Origin of the sequence: Bacillus cereus group sp. Bc061, assembly GCF_027715825.1 — a bacterium.
Taxonomy (GTDB): Bacteria; Bacillota; Bacilli; order Bacillales; family Bacillaceae_G; genus Bacillus_A; species Bacillus_A paranthracis.
In genome coordinates this window covers 1-24,284 of sequence record NZ_JAQFTZ010000002.1, presented here as the reverse complement: position 1 = coordinate 24,284, position 24,284 = coordinate 1, and the positions used below count along the sequence as shown (strand labels likewise).

Here is a 24,284-nt window from a genome sequence, read left to right as displayed (position 1 = left end):
AAGATGAACACTACGATTGAAAAACAGCAGATTGTAACATCTAATACTGAACAGTGGAACATGTATTCAAAATTAGATGGTAAGGAATATCAAATTCATATTTCAAAGCCGAGGCAACCAGCACTGGATTCAGGATATCCTGTCATTTACGTATTAGATGGTAATGCCTTTTTTCAAACATTCCATGAAGCGGTTAAAATACAATCAGTTAGAGCGGAAAAAACAGGTGTTTCACCAGCCATTATAGTAGGTATTGGTTATCCAATCGAAGGGGCATTTTCAGGTGAAGAAAGATGTTATGATTTTACGCCTAGCGTAATTTCAAAAGATGCGGCTTTAAAACCAGATGGTAAACCTTGGCCTAAAACAGGAGGAGCACATCATTTCTTTACTTTTATTGAAGAAGAATTAAAGCCGCAAATTGAAAAGAATTTTGAAATTGATAAAGGAAAGCAAACACTATTTGGGCATTCTTTAGGTGGACTATTTGCTTTACATATATTATTTACAAACATAAATGCCTTTCAAAATTATTTTATTAGTAGTCCATCTATTTGGTGGAATAACCAATCTGTGCTTGAAAAAGAAGGGAATCTTATAAATGAATTAAACAAGGCAAAGGTTAAAACAGGAGTATTTCTTACAGTTGGTTCACTTGAACGAGAGCATATGGTTGTAGGGGCAAACGAATTATCAGAGCGCCTTTTCAAAGTAAAACACGATCAGTTTCGATTTACGTTTTATGAGGCGGAAGGGGAGAACCATGCATCTGTTGTACCGACTTCTTTAAGTAAAGGATTGAGGTTTGTTAGTCACATATAGAAGAGGGAAAAGGTGAGCGATTGCTTACCTTTTTTTTCATTATTGTTTAAAAGCAACGTATCCATCAATTAAAAAGCTAGTGAGAAAGCGAGTAATTTAATATAAACGAGAAACATTCAAATGAACATTTGAATGTTTCTCGTTTATAAGGTATACTACATACATAATCAAATATATATTTGAATAAGAGGTGTTACATATGAGTGAAGAGTATTGTGAACTTTGTTATTATGATGAGCAAAAAGTAAAACATGCAAGTGATATGCTAGAGAAAGAGAATATAAGTAGTGTAGCGAAGATGTTTAAGGCACTTGCAGATGAAACACGTTTAAAAATTGCTTATGCGTTGTATACAGAAAAGGAACTTTGCGTACGTGATGTCGCAAGTATTATTCATAGTAGTATTGCAACAGCTTCACATCACTTAAGACTATTACAAACGATAGGATTGGCGAAAAAGCGTAAAGAGGGGAAACTTGTTTTTTATTCATTAGATGACTCTCACGTAAATGGATTAATTGAATTAGCGTTTAGTCATAGTAGTGAAATAAACAAAAAAGAACTAAATATGTAACAATGCATTTTCATAAAGATACTTCTTTATGAAAATGCAACTTTCAAAGGAGAGGAGATAATAAGTATGGTTAAACTTGTATTAATAAGACATGGACAAAGTGAATGGAATGTTGAAAATCGGTTTACAGGTTGGACAGATGTTGATTTATCAATGAAAGGTATGAAAGAAGCAAGAGAAGCTGGAATAATGCTGAAAGCTAATGGTTTCTCGTTTGATATCGCATATACATCTGTTTTGAGAAGAGCGATACGTACTTTATGGATTACTCTCGAAGAAATGGATTTGATGTGGATACCTGTTCATAAAACATGGAAATTAAATGAGCGACATTACGGTGCGCTTCAAGGATTAAATAAGGAAGAAACAGCGAGAAAATATGGCGATGAACAAGTAACATTATGGAGACGTTCAACAAATGTACGCCCACTAGCACTTACAAAAGATGACGAAAGATATGAAGCAGCACATCCGAAATATAGAGATGTAAAAGATTATGAGTTTCCTCTTACAGAAGATCTAGAAGATACAGAAAAACGAGTTGTTTCCTATTGGAATGAAGAGATAGCTCCTAACGTAAAAGCTGGTAAACAAGTAATTATAGCAGCACACGGCAATACAATACGTGCTTTAGTAAAACATTTAGATCAAATTTCAGATAAAGATATAGAAAATGTGAACATTCCAACAGGAACACCATTGGTTTATGAATTAGATAGCGATTTAAAACCGATATGCTATTATTATTTAACTAGAGAAATAGAAACTTTAGAAGGAAGTTTGGTATAAATATACCCTACCTACGTATTGTATATTTATATCGGAGGTGGTTTATAGTGTTATATTCTACGGTTGTAAATAAAAAGAATTGTGAGGCATGTGGACTATGTATTTCTATAGCACCTGATATATATCAGGTAGACGGAAGAGGAAAATCATTTGGTGTATTAGATAATAACCAAGGAATAATGGGTATTCCAAAAATTTTCTTGCAAGCAATGTTGGCGGCAAGTGACGGCTGTCCAACAAGTTCGATTCAAATAAGAAAAGAGCCATTTGTAAATAAAATAAAAATTTAATAGTGGAATTATGAAAGACAAACAAAATTAAAAGGAGGCATTTATATGGGACATCATCACGGTCACCAACATCATGGGCATGCTCACGGGCATTCCCATGGCCATCATCATTTTGAGGAAAGTAGGAAAGGTAACAGAAAAGGATTAATTACAGCCTTAGTGATTACAGCAACTATCATGTTCCTTGAATTTTTCGGGGGACTAGTTACAAATAGTTTGGCCTTATTATCTGATTCAGGACATATGTTAAGCGATACAAGTTCATTATTATTAAGTTTAATTGCTATTGGATTAGCAGCTAGAACGGTTACTTCTAAAAAAACGTATGGATATTATCGTTTTGAGATTTTGGCGGCATTAATTAATGGAATTACGTTATTTGTTGTAGCAGGGCTTATCGTATGGGAAGCAATTGGTCGGTTTTTTGAACCACCAACTGTTTCAAGTGGTCCAATGATGTTAATCGCATCAATTGGTTTACTAGCAAATTTAATTAGTGCATGGGCACTGATGAGACAAGGTGATGTGAAAAGTAATGTAAATTTACGTAGCGCGTATTTACATGTTCTTGGAGATGCTTTAGGGTCAGTGGGAGCATTAGTAGCTGGGGTACTTATGTCGTTATTCTCATGGTATATAGCAGATCCAATTATTTCAGTAGTTGTTGCTTTATTAATTTTAAAGAGCGCGTGGGGAGTAACAAAACATTCCATTCATATACTTATGGAGGGTACACCCGTTGCAATTGAACTAGAGAAAGTGAAGCAAGCGATTAAAGGAGTAGAAGGTGTACGTGATTTACATGATCTTCATATTTGGACAATTACATCTGGATTAGACGCATTAAGCGTCCATGTAATGATTGATAAAAAACAGGATGATCAAGAAGTACTTCAAAATATTATTGATATGTTAAAACAAGAGTTTCATATTGAACATGCTACCATTCAAATTGAAACACTTACTATTAAACATAATGAAATGATCGTCTAATTAAATGTAAGCAAAAGGCTATGGGGAATTTCTCCATAGCCTTTTGTTTGCGTAAGTAGAATTGTCCTTTTTGAAAGTTTTGTTTCAATTTTTCGTCTAAAGAGACAAAAAGTTGTCACAATTCGTTCACAATTAGCATAAACATAAAATAGACGAAATGAACTTATTTCCGAAAAGGCTTGGTTCATTCCAATTATGATTCGTAGAGCTGAAAAAGCACGGATGAAAAGTTCACTATATTCTCAAGGAGGTAGATCGTATGAAAACTATTCTCGCTATCGCTGGACTTATTTGGGTTTTATCGCATGGTATCCCAATTTATGAAGGAGAACAAATTCGCAGTGCTCTAAATAAAAATTTTAATGAATATCATATCATTGATCGGCAAGATAATGTTGTGACAGTTCGTGTAAATGACTGTTTTCATACGGTAACCGTTGAAGGAACTTCAGTAGTGAATGATACAAAAGTATGTGATCAGCAATAATTATATATAGGAAGAAAAAGTCTCAATTTACATGTGTGAAGATTGAGGCTTTTATATTTGGGAATGAATAATAAGCGGGGATGGACAACCCTCGCTTATTATTGTTTTTTGAAAAAAGGAAAGGGTATAATGAAAATTAAGACTGAGAAGCTAACAATGTGTTAAGAATAATCATAAAGTGGAAATATACTCATATGGGGTATCATGCATAGATATTTAATGCTATAATTGGTATACTCGTAAAAGTAATTGTTTTATTGGCTGAAGAGAAACTTTAAGAAGGTGATAATATGGGGCATAAAGAGCATGAAGCAGTAACACATAGATCAGAAAAAGAAAAAGAGCAAATTATAAATAGATTGAAGAGAATTGAAGGGCAAGTTCGGGGTATTCAAAATATGATTGAAAATGATCGGTATTGCGTGGATATTTTAGTGCAAATTTCAGCGATTAATGCAGCGATGAAAAAAGTAGGAATGGGTGTATTAAAAAACCATACGAGTCATTGTGTTTCAGGTGCAATTAAAAATGGTAATGGTGACGAAGCAATCGAAGAATTAATGACAGTATTTGAACGTTTTTCAAAAGCGTAAAAACAAGCTAGTGTGTAACTAGCTTGTTTTTTGTTTATCCTTGTATTGGTGTGAAAAAGTGTGTGTAAAATAAACTTTTAGAAAATAATTGAAAAATCATGATAAAAAACCATTGATTACCTTAGGGGGGTATGGTAAGATGTAACTGTGATTAACAAACAATGAATAAACAAGAGGAGGATTTTAAATGGAACAGTTAACATTACAAGTTGAAGGTATGTCTTGTGGACATTGTGTAAATGCTATCGAAAGCAGTGTGAAAGAGCTAAACGGTGTTGAACAAGTGAAAGTTCAATTAGCAGAAGGAACTGTTGAAGTTACTATCGACTCGTCTGCTGTAACATTAAAAGATATTGTTGCTGTAATCGAAGATCAAGGATACGATGTTCAATAATTATTTTTAGATATGGAAATAAATCGTACTTTATAGGAAGTACGATTTATTTTGCTAATAATTATACCTCATAAGGGTATATAGAGGTGAGAGACATGAATGAACAAAAAGAGGCCAATCTTCAAATATCAGGAATGACATGTGCCGCATGTGCAAATAGAATTGAAAAAGGCCTAAAAAAAGTAGAAGGTGTTCATGATGCAAATGTAAATTTTGCACTTGAAAAAACGAAAATAATATATGATCCCCAAAAAACAAATCCGCAACAATTTAAGGAAAAAGTTGAATCGTTAGGATATGGAATTGTAAGTGATAAAGCTGAATTTACTGTTTCAGGAATGACATGCGCAGCATGTGCCAATAGAGTAGAAAAGCGTTTAAATAAGTTAGAAGGTGTGAACGGGGCGACAGTAAATTTCGCTTTGGAATCAGCTACAGTAGATTTTAATCCTGATGAAATTAATGTAAATGAAATGAAGAGTGCAATTACGAAATTAGGATATAAATTGGAAGTGAAATCAGATGAGCAAGATGGATCAACTGATCATCGCTTACAAGAAATTGAGCGACAAAAGAAGAAGTTTATTATTTCGTTTATTTTATCATTCCCGTTACTGTGGGCAATGGTAAGTCACTTCTCATTTACATCGTTTATTTATTTACCTGATATGCTTATGAACCCTTGGGTGCAGCTAGCTCTTGCAACGCCAGTTCAATTTATCATTGGTGGACAGTTTTATGTTGGGGCTTATAAAGCGTTACGTAATAAAAGTGCTAACATGGATGTTCTTGTGGCACTTGGAACGTCGGCCGCCTATTTCTATAGTGTATATTTAAGCATTCAATCTATCGGTTCTTCGGAACATATGACAGACTTATATTTTGAAACGAGTGCGGTACTTATTACACTAATTATTTTAGGAAAATTATTTGAAGCAAAAGCAAAGGGACGTTCATCAGAAGCAATTAAAAAGTTGATGGGTTTACAAGCAAAGACAGCTACAGTTGTGCGAGATGGAACAGAAATGAAAATTTTAATCGAAGAAGTAGTAGCTGGTGATATCGTTTATGTAAAGCCTGGTGAAAAAATTCCGGTAGATGGTGAGATTGTAGAAGGAAAGTCAGCAATAGATGAATCGATGTTAACAGGTGAAAGTATTCCAGTTGATAAAACAATTGGGGATGTAGTAATCGGTTCTACAATGAATAAAAATGGATTTTTAAAAGTGAAAGCAACTAAGGTAGGAAGAGATACTGCATTAGCTCAAATTATTAAAGTAGTAGAAGAGGCTCAAGGTTCAAAAGCTCCTATTCAAAGGGTAGCAGATCAAATTTCAGGTATTTTCGTACCGGTTGTAGTTGTGATTGCTATTATTACATTTGCAGTGTGGATGATATTTGTTACACCAGGTGATTTTGGCGGAGCACTTGAGAAAATGATAGCAGTACTTGTTATCGCTTGTCCATGTGCATTAGGTCTTGCGACACCTACATCTATTATGGCTGGATCAGGAAGATCAGCTGAGTATGGTATTTTATTTAAAGGCGGAGAGCATTTAGAAGCAACGCATCGATTGGATACAGTTATTCTAGATAAAACAGGTACTGTGACAAATGGAAAGCCAGTGTTAACGGATGTAATTGTCGCAGATGGATTCAATGAAGAAGAAATATTACGTTTAGTAGGTGCGGCAGAAAAAAATTCTGAACACCCACTTGCAGAAGCGATTGTAGAAGGAATTAAAGAAAAGAAAATTGATATTCCAAGTTCAGAAACGTTTGAAGCGATTCCTGGATTCGGTATTGAATCAGTCGTAGAAGGGAAACAATTATTAATTGGTACACGCCGATTAATGAAGAAATTCAATATTGATATTGAAGAAGTTTCTAAATCGATGGAAGAGTTAGAACGAGAAGGTAAAACAGCAATGCTTATTGCAATTAATAAAGAATATGCTGGTATAGTGGCTGTTGCAGATACTGTAAAAGATACTTCAAAAGCAGCTATTACAAGGCTTAAGAAAATGGGTCTAGACGTTGTTATGATTACAGGAGATAATACGCAAACTGCTCAGGCGATTGCGGGGCAAGTTGGTATTGAACACGTAATTGCAGAAGTATTACCAGAAGGAAAAGCAGAAGAAGTGAAAAAACTTCAAGCGCAAGGTAAGAAAGTAGCAATGGTTGGAGATGGAATAAATGATGCTCCAGCACTTGCTACGGCGGATATCGGTATGGCAATTGGAACAGGAACGGATGTAGCGATGGAAGCGGCAGATATTACGTTAATTCGTGGCGATTTAAATAGTATTGCTGATGCAATCTTTATGAGTAAGATGACGATAAGAAATATTAAGCAAAATTTATTCTGGGCACTAGCTTATAATGGCTTAGGAATCCCGATTGCAGCGCTTGGTTTCTTAGCGCCTTGGGTTGCAGGAGCAGCGATGGCATTTAGTTCTGTATCGGTCGTATTAAATGCATTACGATTGCAAAGAGTGAAGTTAAAATAATAAAAATGTAAATCTATAGAGTAATTTCATAGGCTTTTAAACAAAAAACAATACTTTGAAATAAGTATTGTTTTTTGTTTATATAGAAAGAAAAAAGATATAATAAAGCAGAAATATTGAATACTAGATGGTAGAAAAGTTAAATGATAGTGTAGTAAGGAGGTTCATATATGTTAAAAGATATGATCATTAGAACATTCCATAAAGAGGATTTAGAACAAGTATTACAGTTGTTCTATGAAACAGTTCATACAATTAATGCAAAAGATTATAACGTGTTACAGCTACAGGCATGGGCACCAGATCAACTAGATAGGGAAAGCTGGTTAAAGTCTTTAGAAAAGAATATTAGTTATGTAGCGGATTATAACGGTATGATAGTCGGATTTGGGGATTATAATGAGGATCATTACGTAGATCGTTTATTTACACATAAAGATTATCAAGGGAAAAGGATAGCTTCATACATACTACAAAAGTTAGAACAAGAAGCAGTGAACTTGGGGCATAGGGGGATTTATACAGAAGCAAGTATTACAGCAAAACCCTTTTTTGAAAGTAAAGGCTTTATTTGCATAAAGGAACAAAAGAAAGAGCATAATGGTCAGATTTTTATTAATTATGTAATGAAAAAAATAGCCCTCTCGTAAACGAGAAGGCTATTTTTCATTATTTTACAGCTTCTTTTAGTTCTTTACCAGCTTTGAAAGCAGGTACTTTAGAAGCTGCGATTTGCATTTCTTCACCAGTTTGTGGGTTACGGCCTGTACGAGCAGCTCTTTCGCGAACTTCGAATGTACCGAATCCGATAAGTTGTACTTTTTCACCAGCAGCTAAAGTGTTAGTGATTGATTCTACTACAGTTTGTACAACTACAGTAGCTTCTTTTTGAGAAATCTCAGCATTTTGTGCTACGTTTTTGATTAATTCTGTTTTGTTCATGTTTTTCACCTCATATGTAAATAATGCTATTTAAGTTGTTATTATAACGTATAAAACATTCGAGAACAAGTGTACGCACATATATTCATAAAAAAAATGGAATTTGTAATATTTTTCAGGATTGCTGTATAGTCGTTCCATTTAAGCGGATACAGATTTTTTCTTTAATTCCGTTTGTTCTTTAGTAGAAGGTAGTTTCTTATTATAAGATATGAAATAAGGTAACGCTACAAATAACATACCTCCTACTAAGTTTCCGAAGAAAACAAAAATGAAGTTTGGAAAATATTCAAACCAAGTTAAATGACCTGCAAAAATTATAGCTGGGATGACAAACATATTGGCTACAACGTGTTGAAATCCAATTGCAACAAAAGTCATAACTGGGAACCAAATGCCGATAATCTTTCCGATAAATTCTTTACTTCCCATACTAAGCCAAACAGCTAAACAAACGAGCCAATTACATCCGATTGCAGAAATGAAGGCTTGTAGTGGTGGATCTTGTAGTTTAGCTTGCGCAATAGAAACTGTTTTTGCTAAAAAAGCTCCCTCTGTTAATCCGACGATATGACCGAAAAAATAAGCAACGAATACAGCACCTATGAAATTGCTCAATGTAACAATAATTAAATTTCGTATGAAATAAAATAAAGTAATTTTCTTTTGAAGCCAGGCCATGGAAACTGTCATCATGTTACCAGTTACTAGTTCACCGCCTGCAAGAATAACGAGAATAAGACCGATAGGGAATACAGCAGCGCCTAGAAAACTAGTAAATGATCCCCAAGCCTTTGGCATTGTTCCAATAACATGAATATCGAGTAAATACCCTAATGCTATGAAAGCACCGCCAAAAAAACCGAGAATTAGCATAGGGAGTAATGATAAATGAGCTTTTTTTCTTCCGGAATTAGCAGCAAGTTCCGTAATTTCTTCTGGTGTAAATACAGACATGAATAATCTCTCCTTAATAAAATGATAAAAGAATAAATGGAACATTTTTAAGAATCTATGTATTATAAAAATATGTTATGACTTCTGTATAAATTTGTCAAAGTGAGCAGGGCTGGAATTAAATATAACTAACATTGTTCGTGTTGTCACATTCATGTAACAATAAGGTTTTAAAGTACTTCTAGAGGTGAGAACATGAATACGTATCACGTAAAAGAAGAACAAAAAAAATCAATCGTCAAGGTATCTATAATCAGTTTTGTAAGTGTAGTAATGATTTCTATAAGTTTGTATTTCTATGCGACAGAAATAGAACGAAAACTAGTAACAGTTACGTGGAATGAAATAGAATCTTCTACAATTCCTAAAGAGTTTCATAATAAAAAAATATTGCAGTTCTCAGATGTACATTTAGGGCCAGAATTCACACTGAAACAATTAGAAAATTTGGTGGAGAAGATAAATGCATTAAGTCCGGATGTAGTAGTTTTCACAGGGGATTTAATAGATAAGTTTGGATCGTATAAAGCCGAAAGAGAAGAAGCGAAAGGGATTTTACAAAAAATACATGCACCCTTAGGGAAATATGCAGTGTTTGGGAATCATGATAGAGGCGGCGGAGGTAGTTTATTTTATAAAAAATATATGGAGGAAGCTGGTTTCGCTGTGTTAGTCAATGAAGTGCAGAAAATTAAAGCGGAAAACGGCAAATATATTACAATATCAGGTTTGGATGATTTTTTATTAGGTAAGCCGCAAATAGACTCAACTTTAAAACATGTAAGGCAACAAGATTTCAATATGTTATTAGTACATGAGCCGGATGTTGTAGACAAAGTAGCACGTTACCCAGTTGATTTTCAAATGTCAGGCCATAGTCACGGAGGACAAGTTCAAATTCCTTTTATCGGTCCATTCATTACGACAAAACTAGCTGAGAGTCATGTTGAAGGTATGTATGAAGTAGAGGGGAAGAGTAAGCCGTTATATTTATATGTAAATCGTGGTATTGGGACAACCCGAATGCCTGTTAGATTTTGGAGTGTACCTGAACTTTCAGTATTTATATTGAAGCAAAAGAGTAACTAATGTATTCAATTCCACATCATCATTCTCAATTTGATTTTGATGAACGAGCGATGTTAATTGGTGGTAAATAAAAAACAACAATAGGTCATATAAAACCTATTGTTGTTTTCATTATTTTTGCAAGGGAATCGCATCGAAATATGTTCTATAGTTACTAGAGAATTCAAAGTTGTTTTTTGCATCCCAATTAATAGACCAAGACATTAGGCCGCGGAATGCAGGATAGCCACTCTCATTTGAAAGTTTATACTTTCCTCCGAAAGGAATTCCCTTAATGATATAATCTAAAGCTTTTTTCATTTCAGTTGGAGAAATATACCCACCACTTGGAGCGGCCGCTGGTGCTGCAGGAAGTCCAATCATTACTTGATCCGAACGAAGAGCTGGGAACATGTTATTTGCATTACCACCTACAGGAAAACCATGTAAGAGCATATCTGCCATAGCGACCTCGTAGTCTGCAGTACCTTGATTGTAGTTATTACCGTCCATTCCAACCCCGCTGCCAGCGTTGTAGTGTTGAACGTGAATGTATGTCAGTTTGTCTTTCACTCCGTAAATAATCGGTAAATATGCACCCCAGATGCTTCCGTATGCACTATAACCGCCTTGAACATAAGCTGTTTCAGGAGCCATGCTTAATAGAAAGTCGGGACCGTAATGATCTGAGATTGTTCGAATAGCCGAAATAAGATTTACGATTTGAGGAGTAGTTGGGTTTTTGAAATTAGTGTCATTTCCGTTTAAGTAAATACCTGATTCAAGGTCAATATCTATTCCATCAAAACCGTATTTATCAATGAGAGATTGTATGGAATTAATAAAGCGTTGCTTAGCGGCATTGTCAGGAAGTAAAACGACTCCATTTTGTCCACCAATTGAAAGAACTACTTTTTTTCCTTTACTCTTTAAATAAGAAATATCTGATTTGAATTCTGCATCTGTACCATACACAGGAGAAAATTCAACAGTAGAACGATCACCACCAGTTTCCCCGAAAGATACATTAATTACATCCCATTTTGGTGAAACGTCTCTTAATTTAATAATGCCAGTACCGTTATCAAAGTTATGCCAGTATCCAACGAGTAGTTTTGATCCTAAATTGTTTGCTGCTTGTGCTTGAAAGGGGGCTAGTGGTAGCAGTAAAAAAATGAATAACGTACAACAAATGAATTTGAACTTGTTTAACATATCAACACTCCTATACAAAAAGTTGTCTAGATGTATAATCTTGTTTATTTAATGATATCTGAAAATTCGTTCTTTCGTAAGGTAGCTATAATTTTCTCAACAATTGTATATGGAAAATTATTAAACCTAATGTAATAATTTTTATAGGAGCTTGCATTACAATTGTTAAATTCAGAATATTTTGATATATTTTAAAGTGTAGGCAAGGTTTTCACATAATACTCTTACATAAATTTCAAAATTACGTTTGGAAGGGGATGTATAAGAGTTGGATAAAAATCTTAAGAAAGACCTCAAAATACGCCACATTACAATGATCTCAATTGGCGGCGTAATAGGAGCTGGTTTGTTTGTTGGAAGTGGGGCAGTTGTGCATTCAGCAGGGCCAGGTTCTATCGTTTCATATGCATTAGCAGGACTTCTAGTCGTTTTCGTTATGAGAATGCTTGGGGAAATGGCAGCTATTAACCCGACAAGTGGGTCATTTGCAACATATGCAAGAGAAGCAATTGGTCCATGGGCCGGTTATACAATTGGGTGGCTATATTGGTTTTTCTGGGTAATTGTTATTGCGATAGAAGCCACAGCAGGTGCTGGTATTATTCAATACTGGATTCCAGAAATCCCACTTTGGTTATTAAGCCTAATATTAACGATTTTATTAACATTGACGAATGTTTTTTCGGTGAAATCATTTGGAGAGTTTGAATATTGGTTTTCTTTTATTAAAGTAATAAGTATTATTTTGTTCCTTTGTCTTGGACTAGCTGTTATTTTAGGATTTGTACCAGGAACGGAAGCACCTGGCACTTCGAATTTAGTAGGACAAGGAGGATTTATGCCAAACGGTATAAGTTCGGTGCTACTTGGAATTACTGTCGTTATATTTTCATTTATGGGATCTGAGATTGTTGCAGTAGCTGCTGGAGAATCTGCTGAACCTGTAAAAGCAGTAAAAACAGCAACAAATAGTGTAATTTGGCGTATTCTCGTATTTTTCATTGGATCGATTGCTGTAGTTGTTACACTTCTTCCATGGAATTCAGCGAACATATTAAAAAGTCCGTTTGTAGCGGTACTGGAACATATAGGGATACCAGCGGCAGCACAAATTATGAATTTTATCGTTTTAACAGCTGTACTTTCTTGTTTAAATTCTGGTTTATATACGAACTCAAGAATGCTTTTTTCAATGGCAGAAAGAGGAGATGCTCCAAAGGCATTTTTGAAATTGAATAGTAGTGGTGTTCCAGTTCGGGCCGTTTTATTCGGAACGTTCTTCGCTTATATTGGAGTTGTTTTTAGTTATATATCTCCAGATAAAGTCTTTTTATTTTTAGTCAATGCATCTGGCGGAATTGCGTTACTCGTTTATCTCGTTATAGCTGTTTCGCATTTAAAGATCCGTAAAAAAATGGGGAAAGTAGAACAACAAAATTTGAAAGTGAAAATGTGGTTTTTCCCGTATGTAACGTATGTTACAATTGCCGCTATTATAGCTGTTTTAGTTGCGATGCTTGCAATTGAATCTTTACGTTCACAAGCACTTTTGACGATGCTTGTTACTGTTCTTATAATACTTTCTTATTTTATTTTTAATAGAAATAAAAATAGTACAGTATCGAATACTACAAGTAAGAATGAGGAATCTGTGCGATTCTAATTTCTTGTTTTCGAAGAGAGTTACACCCAATCATTGCTATAAAAGAATCATATATAATCATAAAAATGAGTAATTACTATTGTCATAGTGAATATAAACTTTTTTCTTGACTTTTTATGCGAAGGCGAGCAAAATGATAAAAAAGGAAGGGGGGATGACGATGGAAGAGTACGTATTAGAGCTGTATAACCTGCTATATACGACAGAATGGCAAGATATTGTTTCGTTTCTAGGAATCGTATTTTGTATGAAAATTGTAATTGTATATATGGAAGAGCAAGGTATGTTCTATTCCTTCTCATCCCCGTTCGATATGCAACGCGAGCCGTTGCTGAACTATGCCAAGGTAAATTACGAACAATTTCCTTTTGTATTTTTCTTTATGATTCGATTTATTACAGCAATTGTAAAGAAAAAGGAAAGTGACGATGAAGAGTGCCACTCAACTTGTAATATAGCGAATGTTCTTTAAGCTAAATACAAGGAGGAGATTTATATGTGGTTTCGATTTCTTATGATTGGTTTCTTTTCATTAACAGCAATTTCTTTAATGGGATATCAAGTGTCTGAAATTTTTCAAGCATATAGCGATACATTTTTTAACAAAAACTAATCGCATTGCTATTTGAATAATAAAGCGATAAAATCCTTCTTAAGAAGTTTTATTAAGAAGGATTTTTTCTTTGTTTTGTCTTGCTGTGTCAAACTATTGTCACATTTACACTGTGAATAGTATGTTAAAATAGTGAGGTTACGTATACATATTTGAAGGAAGAGGGAGTGACCATTTTGGTGGATCAATCAACAAATCAGAAAAGCTATGCTCCTATTGTGATAACGCTTTCTGTAATTGTAAATGCGATTATTTTATTTTTGTTCTTTGGACCTGTTGGCTATGAAGGAGAAGTACATTTTGATGTAACGATTTTACCAATGTTAAACGCAATTTTTAATAGCTTTACGTTCGTATTTTTATTAGCAGCGTTATTCTCTATTATTAAGAAGAATGTGAAAATGCATCGTGGCTTCATCCTAGCAGCATTTACGACGACGTTGCTATTTTGTGTTTCTTATTTATCGTATCATTACTTGGCGCCAGCAACACATTTTGGTGGCGAAGGATTCATTAAATATGTGTATTTCATCATTTTAATTACACATATTATCCTTGCAGCAATTATCGTACCACTTGCATTGTTTGCACTTGTATTTGGTTTTACAAATCAATTAACACGTCATCGTAAAATTGTACGTTGGACGATGCCGATTTGGTTATATGTAAGTTTATCTGGTGTTATTGTTTACTTAATGATCTCACCTTATTATCAATAAAAAATCTCAGCCTATAGGCTGGGATTTTTTTGTTAGGCAAATGTTTTTGTAAAATGAAAAAAATATGGTATACAAAAGTATAGTTGCTTTTCATATAGAAGGGATGGTAAAGGGATATGCAAAATTTTGTATTTCGTAATCCAACGAAACTTATTTTCGGTAAAGGTCAATTAGAGCAATTGAAAACTGAAATTCCACAGTTCGGTAAAAAAGTTCTTCTCGTATACGGGGGAGGCAGCATTAAAAGAAACGGTATTTATGATAATGTAATTTCTATTTTAAAGGAAATAAATGCAGAAGTATTTGAATTGACAGGTGTTGAACCGAATCCGCGTGTATCAACTGTAAAGAAAGGGATTCAAATTTGTAAAGATAATGGTGTTGAATTTATTTTAGCAGTTGGTGGAGGTAGTGTAATCGACTGTACGAAGGCAATTGCAGCTGGTAGTAAGTACGATGGAGATGTGTGGGATATTGTAACGAAAAAAACATTTGCCAGTGAGGCATTACCATTTGGTACTGTGCTTACTCTTGCGGCAACAGGATCTGAAATGAATGCTGGTTCTGTCATTACAAACTGGGAAACGAATGAAAAATATGGCTGGGGTAGCCCAGTTACCTTCCCTCAGTTTTCAATTTTAGATCCAGCTCATACTGCGTCTGTACCGAGGGATCAAACAATTTACGGTATGGTAGATATTATGTCACACGTATTAGAACAATATTTCCATCATGGAACAAATACAGAATTACAAGATCGTTATTGTGAATCTGTTTTAAAAACAGTCATTGAGACAGCTCCTAAGCTTTTAAATGATCTAGAAAATTATGAGCATAGAGAAACGATTTTATACTGCGGTACTATGGCGCTAAACGGTATTTTAGCGATGGGAGTAAAAGGAGACTGGGCAACACACAATATTGAGCACGCGGTTTCAGCGGTTCATGATATACCACACGGAGGTGGCCTTGCGATTTTATTCCCGAACTGGATGAAGCATGTTGTAGATGAAAATGTAAGTCGTTTTAAACAGTTCGCTATTCGTGTATTCGATGTAGAAACAGATGGAAAGACTGATCGAGAAATTGCGTTAGAAGGAATTGAGGCGTTACGTCAATTTTGGACTTCAATTGAAGCACCAGTAACGTTATCTGATTATGCTATTGGAGAAAATGAAATTGATGTAATGGCGGATAAAGCGATGGCTTATGGCGAATTTGGTAACTTTAAAAAATTAAATAAAGACGATGTTTTAAGCATATATAAAGCTTCCTTATAAGTGAAGCGAGTAAAGGAACCCATTTGATATAACAATCCAATGGGTTTCTTTTTTGTTGTTTATAACTGTTTGTGATTGTTTTTGGTTATTTGTGAATGTTTATGGTTGATTTTTGTGATCGTTTTCATTATACTGTAATCAAAGAAGAGGTGAATAAAATGTTAACTCCTGAACGTCATCAAATGATATTGCAACTTGTAAAAGAGCAGAAGGTTGTTAAATTACAACAATTAGTGGAAAGAACAGAAAGCTCTGAATCAACAATTCGTCGTGATTTAGCGCAATTGGAAAAACAACGGTTATTAAAAAGAGTTCACGGTGGTGCAGCTGTTTTAACAGGAAAAGGACAGGAGCCGACGATGGTTGAAAAATCATCCAAAAACATTCAAATAAAACAACAAATTGCGAAGTATGCGGCTAACGTTGTGGAACAAGGTGATTGCATTTATTTAGATGCAGGAAGTACAACATTTGAAATGATTCCATTTTTAATAAATAAGGATGTTACCGTTGTTACGAATGGACTTATGCATATTGAAGCTTTAGTTGAAAATCATATTCGTGCATATTTACTAGGCGGAATGATGAAGAGTAGGACGAAAGCTTTAATCGGTGCTATGGCACAGGAAAGCATGCAGAAGTATCGTTTTGATAAATGTTTTTTAGGAGCGAATGGTGTACATGAACAACTTGGTTTTACAACACCAGATCCGGAAGAGGCACTTTTAAAGCAAATGGCATTAACATTAGCAAATGAAGGATATTTCTTAATTGATGAAAGTAAGTTTTCGGAAGTTGCGTTTGCGAAAATTGCCAATGTTGAAGAGGCGAATATTATTACAAACCATTTAGAAATTGATTTAGAAAAATATAAAAGACAAACCAATGTAATTGAGGCTGATAAACAATGATCTATACAGTAACTTTAAACCCATCTATTGATTATATAGTACAAGTTAATTCCTTAGAGTTAGGCGCAGTAAATCGAGCAGAAAAAGATATGAAGTTTCCTGGAGGAAAAGGAATTAATGTTTCTCGCGTTCTTCATCGTTTAGGTGTTGAAAATGTAGCGCTAGGATTTACTGGTGGATTTACCGGTCGATTTATTAAAGATGTATTACAGGCGGAAGGTGTAACAACAAACTTCGTCCAAGTAGATGGAGATTCTCGAATTAATGTGAAAATAAAAGGGCAAGAAGAAACAGAATTAAATGGGCAAGGACCTAGTGTGACTAAGGAACAATTTGAACAATTAATGAAACAAATTGAAAGTATGCAAAAGGGAGATTGTGTTGTACTAGCTGGAAGTGTACCAGCGTCTATCCCAACTACCTTTTATGAATCAATCGCAGCGTTCGGAGCTGAAAAAGGCATTCGTGTAGTAGTAGATGCAAGTGGTAGTGCGCTGCAGCATGTAGTTAAAAATAAACCATTTTTAATAAAGCCTAATCATCATGAACTTGGTGAGTTATTCGGAGTAGAGATTTCCACAGTAGAAGATGTTTTACCATATGGAAGAAAATTAGTTGAACAAGGTGTAGAGCACGTTATCGTATCAATGGCCGGAGATGGAGCTTTATTATTTACGGCAGAAGGTATATATGAAGCAACTATTCCAAAAGGCGTTGTAATTAATTCGGTTGGGGCTGGAGATTCTCTCGTTGCGGGATTTGTAGGAAGATATGAACAGACAAAAGATATTGAAAAGGCATTTCAATATGGCGTTGCAACAGGGAGTGCAACAGCATTTTCAGCCGATTTATGTGAAAAGGAAAAAGTAGAAGAATTATTGTCGCAAGTAATTGTAACTAAGCGATAGGGGGAAGCAACATATGAAAATTACAGAACTATTAAAAAGGGATACAGTTATTATGAATTTGACAGCTTCAAATAAAGAAGCTGTCATAGATGAGTTAGTTGAGAAATTAAACGGGGCAAATCGTTTAAATAGCAAAGCTGAATTTAAAGAAGCTATTTTAAAAAGGGAGTCACAAAGTACAACCGGCATTGGTGAAGGGATTGCTATACCTCATGCGAAAACAAAAGCTGTTAAGCAACCAGCGATTTGTTTTGGTAGAAGTGTAAGCGGTATCAACTATGAATCGCTTGACGGACAACCTGCGCATTTATTTTTTATGATTGCTGCAAGTGAAGGGGCGAATAATACGCATTTAGAAACGTTATCACGCCTATCTACACTATTAATGGATGAAGGGTTTCGTAAGCAATTGTTAGAAGCGAAGGATGAAGAAGAACTTCTTCGTTTATTTGATGAAAAAGAAAATGAAAAAGAAGAAGAAGAGGTTGAAGTTGCAAAACCAGAAGGGAATGAACCGTACGTATTAGCTGTTACAGCTTGCCCGACTGGAATCGCTCACACATATATGGCTGCAGATAGCTTGAAAGCAAAAGCAGCAGAGCTAGGAATTGCAATTAAAGTTGAAACGAATGGATCAACAGGTATAAAAAACGGTTTAACGAAAGAGGATATTGAACGCGCAACAGCTATAATTGTTGCGGCAGATAAACAAGTAGAAATGAATCGTTTTGCTGGTAAACATGTTATTCAAGTGCCAGTCGCTGACGGGATTAGAAAAACTGAAAAACTTCTTAATCGGGCTGTAAAACAAGATGCACCAATCTTTAAAGGTGTAAAAGAGGATGGAAAGGCAGAAAATACGGAGAAAGAAAATGGATTAGGAATTTATAAGCATTTAATGAACGGCGTAAGTAATATGCTTCCATTCGTTGTTGGTGGCGGGATTTTAATTGCGCTAGCGTTTTCGTTTGGTGGTATAAAAGCAGAAGGTCCTTTAGCTGAATTGTTCATGTCTATTGGAGGAGGGGGAACAGGGGCATTTTTATTCCTTGTACCAATTTTAGCAGGGTTTATTGCTAGTTCTATTGCTGATCGTCCTGGTTTTATGCCCGGTGTTGTCGGAGGATTTTTAGCGGCACATGCGAATGCTGGATTTTTAGGTGGATTAATTGCTGGTTTCTTAGCCGGATATGTTGTTTTAGGATTGAAAAAATTATTTTCAGGCCTACCAGTACAATTAGAAGGAATTAAACCTGTATTGTTATATCCGGTCTTTGGATTATTGATTACAGGAGTTGTTATGCAAAAAGTAGTAATTCCGCCTGTAGTAGCATTGAATGAAATGTTAACAGGATGGTTAAATGGTTTGAACGGTACAAATGCTATATTACTAGGTCTTATTTTAGGTGCGATGATGGCAATTGATATGGGTGGTCCAATTAATAAAGCAGCATTTACGTTTGGTATTGCTGCGATAGAAGCGAAGAACTTTGGGGTACATTCAGCGGTTATGGCTGGTGGTATGGTGCCACCGCTTGCAATTGCGTTAGCAACTACCTTCTTTAAATCGAAGTTTACAGAAGCGGAACGTAAGTCTGGTTTAACAAATTATATTATGGGGGCATCGTTTATTACAGAAGGTGCGATTCCGTTTGCAGCAGCAGATCCGGTTCGGGTAATTGTCAGTTGTGTTGTCGGTTCAAGTATTGCAGGTGCATTATCAATGTTATTCCAAATTACATTACCAGCACCGCATGGTGGATTGTTTGTTATCGCTTTAGTAAATAAACCAGTGTTATATATTTTATCGATATTGATAGGGGCAGTTGTTTCTGCTCTTATGATGGGAATTTGGAAAAAGAAAGTTAAATAATACGTGTAAAGGGAGTAGCTTTTATTAGCTGCTCCTTTTTATTACAAAAAAGGAGGTTGATAATTGGAGAATGATGAATTTTGGTAAAAGATGTAATGAAATATGATTTTTTTGTAACAAAAAAGTAATACTGTAATTTTTTCTGGAAAAAAATTCTGGTGCTTGTATGTGGAAAATATATGAAAACTATTGGGAATTCTATTGGAAATGTAATTCATTAATATGGAAATTTATGTTACAGCTCATTAATCGTATATTACGAATGGTTTGTAATTGTGTGTTTTCTAAAAATCTTAAAAATCCGTTGCTATAATAAAAATACGAAAACAAAGCAAATGGAGGCTATTCATGAAAAAATTATTAGGTATAGCAACGGCGGCAGTTTTTGGTCTTGGGATTTTTGCAGGTTCTGCGAAAGCGGAAACGATTGTAACAACAGACGTATTAAATGTTAGAGAAAACCCAACTGTAGAGTCTAAGCTTGTAGGTAAAATGTTAAGTGGAAATAAATTAGATGTTGTAAATACAGAAAACGGATGGACAAAAATTAAATTAAATGGTCAAGAAGCATTTGTAAGTGCTGAATTTACAAAAAGTACATATTATGTGACGGCGGGTGTGTTAAATGTTCGCGCTGGAGCGAATACTGACTCAGAAATTCTTGGAAAACTGAATAAAAATGATGTAATTGAAACGACAAATCAAGTTCAAAATGAATGGTTGCAATTTGACTATAATGGAAAAACAGGATATGTTCATGTGCCATTTTTAACAGGAACGGCACCAGTGATTGAAAAGAAAGAAGTTGCAACGAAAGAAGAAGCGCCGGAAAGAGTAAATACGCCGGTTAAAAGTAATAAAGTAGTTAAGAGTAAAGAATCTGTTAAGAATGTAGAATCAAGTAAACCTGTGGCAAAACAGCAGTCAACTACGAAACAAGTTGCGAAATCTAATGAAACAAGTGCACCGACTAGTGGACGTGAAATAACGGTAGAAGCGACAGCATATACAGCAGATCCGAGTGAAAATGGTTCGTATGGTGGTCGTGTATTAACTGCAATGGGGCATGACTTAACAGCGAATCCAAATATGAAAGTAATTGCTGTTGATCCTAAAGTAATTCCACTTGGATCAAAAGTATGGGTAGAAGGATATGGAGAAGCGATTGCTGGAGATACTGGTGGTGCGATTAAAGGAAATCGTATTGATGTTTTAGTTGGCTCAGATGGTAGTGCGAATAGCTGGGGGCGCAAATCTGTAAAAGTGAAAGTTATAGAGTAGTATATGTGTATTAATATAAAAGGCGGTTGCTTGAAAGTATGTAAGCAATCGCCTTTTATGGATTATTGAAAAGGATAAATAGTTTTACCTGTAATAATTTTATATGCGCTGCAAAATTGGTTTTGTATATACTCTGTATCTTTATTTTCTAGATGTAATGTTGTTTCTTGGAGAGCAGAATGAAAAGAACGTAGTAAACAATTTAAGGCGAAGTATAATTCTTCTTGTGAACAATTGTGTTCTTTTGTAGCAGTAGCTAAAATGAGGTCTTTTGTCAAAGATGAAAAATTGATAGTGGATTGTTTCATAGTTAACTCATCCTCTCGAAGGTATTTTTAATCATGTATATGCGGAATTGGACAAACTATGTTCTTTTTTATTTATAATTTCATGTACCGTAATGAAAGAACTTGCAATCATGCCGTTAAAATTGGTAAGATTGGATATAATCAATAGATGGAGTACATTACATAAAGAGAGTTGAATGATATGGGAGAAGTGCAACGTGAAAAAGTTGCTGTCATCATTGGACCAACTGCTGTTGGGAAGACGAAGTTAAGTATTGATCTTGCCAAAGCGTTAAATGGTGAAATTATAAGTGGAGATTCCATGCAGATTTATCGTACGATGGATATTGGAACCGCAAAGGTGACGAAAGAAGAGATGGACGGAATTCCACATTATATGGTTGATATAAAAAATCCAGAAGAATCATTTTCGGTTGCCGAATTTCAAGAACGTGTTCGTAAGCATATTCGCGAGATTACAGAGCGTGGTAAATTGCCGATTATCGTTGGTGGAACTGGTCTGTATATACAATCTGTTTTATTCGATTATCAGTTTACGGATGATGCTGGTGATGCTATATACCGAGAACAAATGGAAAAGTTAGCATTAGAACGTGGTGTGGAATATGTACATAAGAAATTACAGGAAGTAGACCCAGAAAGCGCTGAGCGTATTCATGCAAATAATGTACGCCGTGTCATTAGGGCGTTAGAAATTTTCCACACGACGGGTGAAAAAATGAGTGATCAACTTGAAAAACAAGAAAACGAGTTATTATACGATGTTTCCTTAATTGGCTTGACAATGGATCGTGAAATGCTATACGATCGCATTAACTTACGAGTTGATATAATGATGGACCAAGGTTTATTAGAAGAAGTAGAAGGGTTGTATAATCGAGGGATACGAGATTGTCAATCTATTCAAGCGATTGGGTATAAAGAGATATATGATTATTTTGAGGATCGTGTCTCTTTAGAAGAAGCGGTATCACAATTAAAGACGAATTCACGTCGTTATGCAAAACGTCAATTAACGTGGTTCCGTAATAAGATGGATGTCACATGGTTTGATGTTACAGACGGTGAAAAAACGTCAGAAATTTTACGATACATAGAAGGAAAGCTACAACTAAAGTCGAATAATAGTAAGTAGAGAAAAAGAGGAGGATTCGACATGAAGCAATCAATCAATATTCAAGATCAGTTTTTAAATCAACTCCGTAAAGAGAATACGTTTGTTACGCTGTACTTATTAAATGGTTTCCAGCTTCGTGGATTAATTAAAGGATTTGATAATTTTACAGTCCTACTGGAAACAGAAGGTAAGCAACAGCTTATTTATAAACACGCAATTTCTACATTTGTACCACAAAAAAATGTTTCAATTGAATTAGAATAGTAATGAATTATTGTACATAACAAAAAAAGAGCGAGTTTCTCGCTCTTTTTTTATTTGCCATAAACGATAAATAGTGAAATTTAAGCGATTCTAAATACAGTTAGACGAATGTTAGTATTTCCTGTTGCAGGGATCGTAATCTCGTTAAGAGTAGATTGGACAGAAATGTTTGCTCCGGCAGCTAATGTTTCGATTGTAGTAAATGAAAGTGAGTCGCCTATTAAATTTGAAGAGAAGTTGTCAGTTGCGACTGCTCCATTTATTGAAATTCCTACTCCGAGTGGCGCACATCCTGGTGCAGTTGTAGAGATGGATACGCTAATTACATAAATACCACCGTTGATAACTGTAACTGTGTCTGTGCCATTAAAGATAATATTATTTACGTTAATTGCAGTACTGAAGATAAAGTTATTAAATTGTAGTACTGTTTGTTGAATGTTGTTTGTTACAACAATTGTTGCTATAGGGAAGCTAGGTCCAGTAGGCCCAGTAGGTCCGGTAACTCCTATACCAGTAGCGCCCGTTGGCCCTTGAACGCCTTGAGGTCCAGTGGCACCAGTAGCACCCACCGGTCCTTGAGCACCTTGAGGTCCAGTGGCACCAGTAGCACCTGCCGGTCCTTGAACGCCTTGAGGCCCAGTGGCACCAGTAGCACCCGCCGGTCCTTGAATACCTTGAGGACCAGTGGCACCAGTAGCACCTGCCGGTCCTTGAACGCCTTGAGGCCCAGTGGCACCAGTAGCACCCGCCGGTCCTTGAACGCCTTGAGGCCCAGTGGCACCAGTAGCACCCGCCGGTCCTTGAATACCTTGAGGTCCGGTAGCACCTGTATTACCTTGAGGTCCCTGAGGTCCAGTAGGTCCAGGAGGCCCACCAGAAGGTCCAGTAGGTCCGGTAACTCCTATACCAGTAGCACCCGTTGGCCCTTGAACACCTTGAGGTCCAGTGGCACCAGTAGCACCCGCCGGTCCTTGAACGCCCTGAGGTCCAGTAGCGCCGGTAGCACCTGTGTTACCTTGAACGCCTTGAGGTCCAGTGGCACCAGTAGCACCTGTGTTACCTTGAACGCCTTGAGGTCCAGTAGCACCAGTAGCGCCCGCCGGTCCTTGAGCACCTTGAGGTCCAGTGGCACCAGTAGCACCTGCCGGTCCTTGAACGCCTTGAGGCCCAGTGGCACCAGTAGCACCCGCCGGTCCTTGAATACCTTGAGGTCCAGTGGCACCAGTAGCACCCGCCGGTCCTTGAATACCTTGAGGTCCAGTAGCGCCGGTAGCACCTGTGTTACCTTGAACGCCTTGAGGTCCAGTGGCACCAGTAGCGCCCGCCGGTCCTTGAATACCTTGAGGTCCAGTAGCGCCGGTAGCACCCGCCGGCCCTTGAGCACCCTGAGGTCCAGTAGCGCCGGTAGCACCCGCCGGTCCTTGAGTACCTTGAGGTCCAGTAGCGCCGGTAGCACCTGTGTTACCTTGAACGCCTTGAGGTCCAGTAGCACCAGTAGCACCCGCCGGTCCTTGAATACCTTGAGGTCCAGTAGCGCCGGTAGCACCTGTGTTACCTTGAACGCCTTGAGGTCCAGTAGCGCCGGTAGCACCCGCTGGTCCTTGAATACCTTGAGGTCCAGTAGCGCCGGTAGCACCTGTGTTACCTTGAACGCCTTGAGGTCCAGTAGCGCCGGTAGCACCCGCTGGTCCTTGAATACCTTGAGGT

The 24,284-nt window shown here is 36.2% G+C and carries 26 protein-coding genes; 21 read left to right on the top strand and 5 right to left on the bottom strand.

Going from position 1 to position 24,284, the window contains the following annotated elements; translation table 11 throughout:
* Positions 1-3: 3 nt before the first annotated feature.
* From PDQ40_RS09470 to PDQ40_RS09425, 10 genes are all read left to right on the top strand, one after another.
* Entirely contained in the window at positions 4-822 is an 819-nt protein-coding gene (locus PDQ40_RS09470; RefSeq protein WP_001098336.1) for an alpha/beta hydrolase, read from the top strand.
* A gap of 199 nt (positions 823-1,021) precedes the next feature.
* The gene (locus tag PDQ40_RS09465) at positions 1,022-1,396 is read left to right on the top strand and encodes an ArsR/SmtB family transcription factor (protein ID WP_001288312.1); all 375 of its coding nucleotides are present in this window, start codon (positions 1,022-1,024) and stop codon (positions 1,394-1,396) included.
* A gap of 66 nt (positions 1,397-1,462) precedes the next feature.
* Entirely contained in the window at positions 1,463-2,185 is a 723-nt protein-coding gene (gene gpmA, locus PDQ40_RS09460; protein WP_000240139.1) for a 2,3-diphosphoglycerate-dependent phosphoglycerate mutase, read from the top strand.
* Between the two features lie 47 nt (positions 2,186-2,232).
* Positions 2,233-2,475, top strand: a complete 243-nt coding sequence (locus PDQ40_RS09455; protein ID WP_086405156.1) for a ferredoxin — start codon at positions 2,233-2,235, stop codon at positions 2,473-2,475.
* A gap of 45 nt (positions 2,476-2,520) precedes the next feature.
* A complete protein-coding gene (locus tag PDQ40_RS09450; protein ID WP_000509823.1) occupies positions 2,521-3,468 on the top strand; it encodes a cation diffusion facilitator family transporter in 948 nt (315 codons plus the stop codon).
* A 259-nt stretch (positions 3,469-3,727) separates the two neighbouring features.
* The gene (locus PDQ40_RS09445) at positions 3,728-3,955 is read left to right on the top strand and encodes a hypothetical protein (protein WP_000849103.1); all 228 of its coding nucleotides are present in this window, start codon (positions 3,728-3,730) and stop codon (positions 3,953-3,955) included.
* Positions 3,956-4,245: 290 nt separating this feature from the next.
* Positions 4,246-4,548, top strand: a complete 303-nt coding sequence (locus PDQ40_RS09440; protein WP_000509877.1) for a metal-sensing transcriptional repressor — start codon at positions 4,246-4,248, stop codon at positions 4,546-4,548.
* Between the two features lie 187 nt (positions 4,549-4,735).
* Positions 4,736-4,942: a copper chaperone CopZ gene (gene copZ / locus PDQ40_RS09435; RefSeq protein ID WP_000436973.1), complete on the top strand. Its 207-nt coding sequence runs from the start codon at positions 4,736-4,738 to the stop codon at positions 4,940-4,942.
* Positions 4,943-5,037: 95 nt separating this feature from the next.
* The gene (locus PDQ40_RS09430) at positions 5,038-7,455 is read left to right on the top strand and encodes a heavy metal translocating P-type ATPase (protein ID WP_086405155.1); all 2,418 of its coding nucleotides are present in this window, start codon (positions 5,038-5,040) and stop codon (positions 7,453-7,455) included.
* A 170-nt stretch (positions 7,456-7,625) separates the two neighbouring features.
* A complete protein-coding gene (locus tag PDQ40_RS09425) occupies positions 7,626-8,105 on the top strand; it encodes a GNAT family N-acetyltransferase (protein WP_000910298.1) in 480 nt (159 codons plus the stop codon).
* Positions 8,106-8,124: 19 nt separating this feature from the next.
* Here the strand turns inward: PDQ40_RS09425 and PDQ40_RS09420 are convergent, their stop codons facing one another.
* A complete protein-coding gene (locus PDQ40_RS09420; RefSeq protein WP_001043904.1) occupies positions 8,125-8,397 on the bottom strand; it encodes an HU family DNA-binding protein in 273 nt (90 codons plus the stop codon).
* A gap of 141 nt (positions 8,398-8,538) precedes the next feature.
* Positions 8,539-9,354 carry a formate/nitrite transporter family protein gene (locus tag PDQ40_RS09415; RefSeq protein WP_000110526.1) on the bottom strand — a complete coding sequence of 272 codons (816 nt, stop codon included), beginning with the start codon at positions 9,352-9,354 and terminating at the stop codon, positions 8,539-8,541.
* Between the two features lie 195 nt (positions 9,355-9,549).
* On the opposite strand from PDQ40_RS09415, the gene PDQ40_RS09410 reads away from it, so the two are divergent.
* A complete protein-coding gene (locus PDQ40_RS09410; RefSeq protein ID WP_001099528.1) occupies positions 9,550-10,443 on the top strand; it encodes a metallophosphoesterase in 894 nt (297 codons plus the stop codon).
* A gap of 111 nt (positions 10,444-10,554) precedes the next feature.
* Here PDQ40_RS09410 and PDQ40_RS09405 read toward each other — a convergent pair whose 3' ends face one another.
* Positions 10,555-11,637 (bottom strand): chitinase, encoded by a 1,083-nt coding sequence (locus PDQ40_RS09405; protein ID WP_000932456.1) that lies wholly within the window; start codon positions 11,635-11,637, stop codon positions 10,555-10,557.
* A 268-nt stretch (positions 11,638-11,905) separates the two neighbouring features.
* On the opposite strand from PDQ40_RS09405, the gene gabP reads away from it, so the two are divergent.
* The 8 genes from gabP to entD all read left to right on the top strand — a co-directional run bounded on the left by gabP (position 11,906) and on the right by entD (position 20,885).
* Positions 11,906-13,300, top strand: coding sequence for a GABA permease (gene gabP / locus PDQ40_RS09400; RefSeq protein WP_000360117.1), 1,395 nt, complete (start codon positions 11,906-11,908; stop codon positions 13,298-13,300).
* A 133-nt stretch (positions 13,301-13,433) separates the two neighbouring features.
* On the top strand, positions 13,434-13,772 hold the full coding sequence (locus PDQ40_RS09395; protein WP_002028298.1) for a hypothetical protein: 339 nt from the start codon (positions 13,434-13,436) through the stop codon (positions 13,770-13,772).
* Between the two features lie 317 nt (positions 13,773-14,089).
* A complete protein-coding gene (locus PDQ40_RS09390) occupies positions 14,090-14,632 on the top strand; it encodes a DUF420 domain-containing protein (RefSeq protein WP_000228315.1) in 543 nt (180 codons plus the stop codon).
* Between the two features lie 116 nt (positions 14,633-14,748).
* Positions 14,749-15,912 carry an iron-containing alcohol dehydrogenase gene (locus tag PDQ40_RS09385; protein ID WP_001179105.1) on the top strand — a complete coding sequence of 388 codons (1,164 nt, stop codon included), beginning with the start codon at positions 14,749-14,751 and terminating at the stop codon, positions 15,910-15,912.
* A gap of 158 nt (positions 15,913-16,070) precedes the next feature.
* Positions 16,071-16,823, top strand: a complete 753-nt coding sequence (locus tag PDQ40_RS09380; protein WP_000957275.1) for a DeoR/GlpR family DNA-binding transcription regulator — start codon at positions 16,071-16,073, stop codon at positions 16,821-16,823.
* Positions 16,820-17,731 carry a 1-phosphofructokinase gene (gene pfkB, locus PDQ40_RS09375; protein WP_000640766.1) on the top strand — a complete coding sequence of 304 codons (912 nt, stop codon included), beginning with the start codon at positions 16,820-16,822 and terminating at the stop codon, positions 17,729-17,731. The genes PDQ40_RS09380 and pfkB overlap by 4 nt, the downstream gene beginning before the upstream one ends.
* 13 nt (positions 17,732-17,744) lie before the next feature.
* Positions 17,745-19,604 (top strand): PTS fructose transporter subunit IIABC, encoded by a 1,860-nt coding sequence (locus PDQ40_RS09370; protein ID WP_000704629.1) that lies wholly within the window; start codon positions 17,745-17,747, stop codon positions 19,602-19,604.
* Positions 19,605-19,952: 348 nt separating this feature from the next.
* Entirely contained in the window at positions 19,953-20,885 is a 933-nt protein-coding gene (gene entD, locus PDQ40_RS09365) for a cell wall-binding protein EntD (RefSeq protein WP_000734633.1), read from the top strand.
* A gap of 62 nt (positions 20,886-20,947) precedes the next feature.
* Here the strand turns inward: entD and PDQ40_RS09360 are convergent, their stop codons facing one another.
* Positions 20,948-21,193: a hypothetical protein gene (locus tag PDQ40_RS09360; protein WP_000814415.1), complete on the bottom strand. Its 246-nt coding sequence runs from the start codon at positions 21,191-21,193 to the stop codon at positions 20,948-20,950.
* 181 nt (positions 21,194-21,374) lie between these two features.
* Between PDQ40_RS09360 and miaA the strand changes: the two genes are divergently transcribed.
* Together miaA and hfq are read left to right on the top strand one after the other, a co-directional pair.
* On the top strand, positions 21,375-22,328 hold the full coding sequence (gene miaA / locus PDQ40_RS09355; RefSeq protein ID WP_000504941.1) for a tRNA (adenosine(37)-N6)-dimethylallyltransferase MiaA: 954 nt from the start codon (positions 21,375-21,377) through the stop codon (positions 22,326-22,328).
* A gap of 21 nt (positions 22,329-22,349) precedes the next feature.
* A complete protein-coding gene (gene hfq, locus PDQ40_RS09350; protein WP_000813896.1) occupies positions 22,350-22,574 on the top strand; it encodes an RNA chaperone Hfq in 225 nt (74 codons plus the stop codon).
* 80 nt (positions 22,575-22,654) lie between these two features.
* Here hfq and PDQ40_RS09345 read toward each other — a convergent pair.
* On the bottom strand, positions 22,655-24,284 hold a 1,630-nt coding region (locus PDQ40_RS09345), incomplete at its 5' end, for a Gly-Xaa-Xaa repeat protein (protein ID WP_270691403.1).

Coding starts and splice junctions, on each gene's coding strand:
- PDQ40_RS09470 (WP_001098336.1), top strand. CDS start 4: ATGAACACTACGATTGAAAAACAGCAGATTGTAACATCTAATACTGAA.
- PDQ40_RS09465 (WP_001288312.1), top strand. CDS start 1,022: ATGAGTGAAGAGTATTGTGAACTTTGTTATTATGATGAGCAAAAAGTA.
- gpmA (WP_000240139.1), top strand. CDS start 1,463: ATGGTTAAACTTGTATTAATAAGACATGGACAAAGTGAATGGAATGTT.
- PDQ40_RS09450 (WP_000509823.1), top strand. CDS start 2,521: ATGGGACATCATCACGGTCACCAACATCATGGGCATGCTCACGGGCAT.
- PDQ40_RS09445 (WP_000849103.1), top strand. CDS start 3,728: ATGAAAACTATTCTCGCTATCGCTGGACTTATTTGGGTTTTATCGCAT.
- PDQ40_RS09440 (WP_000509877.1), top strand. CDS start 4,246: ATGGGGCATAAAGAGCATGAAGCAGTAACACATAGATCAGAAAAAGAA.
- copZ (WP_000436973.1), top strand. CDS start 4,736: ATGGAACAGTTAACATTACAAGTTGAAGGTATGTCTTGTGGACATTGT.
- PDQ40_RS09430 (WP_086405155.1), top strand. CDS start 5,038: ATGAATGAACAAAAAGAGGCCAATCTTCAAATATCAGGAATGACATGT.
- PDQ40_RS09425 (WP_000910298.1), top strand. CDS start 7,626: ATGTTAAAAGATATGATCATTAGAACATTCCATAAAGAGGATTTAGAA.
- PDQ40_RS09420 (WP_001043904.1), bottom strand. CDS start 8,397: ATGAACAAAACAGAATTAATCAAAAACGTAGCACAAAATGCTGAGATT.
- PDQ40_RS09415 (WP_000110526.1), bottom strand. CDS start 9,354: ATGTCTGTATTTACACCAGAAGAAATTACGGAACTTGCTGCTAATTCC.
- PDQ40_RS09410 (WP_001099528.1), top strand. CDS start 9,550: ATGAATACGTATCACGTAAAAGAAGAACAAAAAAAATCAATCGTCAAG.
- PDQ40_RS09405 (WP_000932456.1), bottom strand. CDS start 11,637: ATGTTAAACAAGTTCAAATTCATTTGTTGTACGTTATTCATTTTTTTA.
- PDQ40_RS09395 (WP_002028298.1), top strand. CDS start 13,434: ATGATAAAAAAGGAAGGGGGGATGACGATGGAAGAGTACGTATTAGAG.
- PDQ40_RS09385 (WP_001179105.1), top strand. CDS start 14,749: ATGCAAAATTTTGTATTTCGTAATCCAACGAAACTTATTTTCGGTAAA.
- PDQ40_RS09380 (WP_000957275.1), top strand. CDS start 16,071: ATGTTAACTCCTGAACGTCATCAAATGATATTGCAACTTGTAAAAGAG.
- pfkB (WP_000640766.1), top strand. CDS start 16,820: ATGATCTATACAGTAACTTTAAACCCATCTATTGATTATATAGTACAA.
- PDQ40_RS09370 (WP_000704629.1), top strand. CDS start 17,745: ATGAAAATTACAGAACTATTAAAAAGGGATACAGTTATTATGAATTTG.
- entD (WP_000734633.1), top strand. CDS start 19,953: ATGAAAAAATTATTAGGTATAGCAACGGCGGCAGTTTTTGGTCTTGGG.
- PDQ40_RS09360 (WP_000814415.1), bottom strand. CDS start 21,193: ATGAAACAATCCACTATCAATTTTTCATCTTTGACAAAAGACCTCATT.
- miaA (WP_000504941.1), top strand. CDS start 21,375: ATGGGAGAAGTGCAACGTGAAAAAGTTGCTGTCATCATTGGACCAACT.
- hfq (WP_000813896.1), top strand. CDS start 22,350: ATGAAGCAATCAATCAATATTCAAGATCAGTTTTTAAATCAACTCCGT.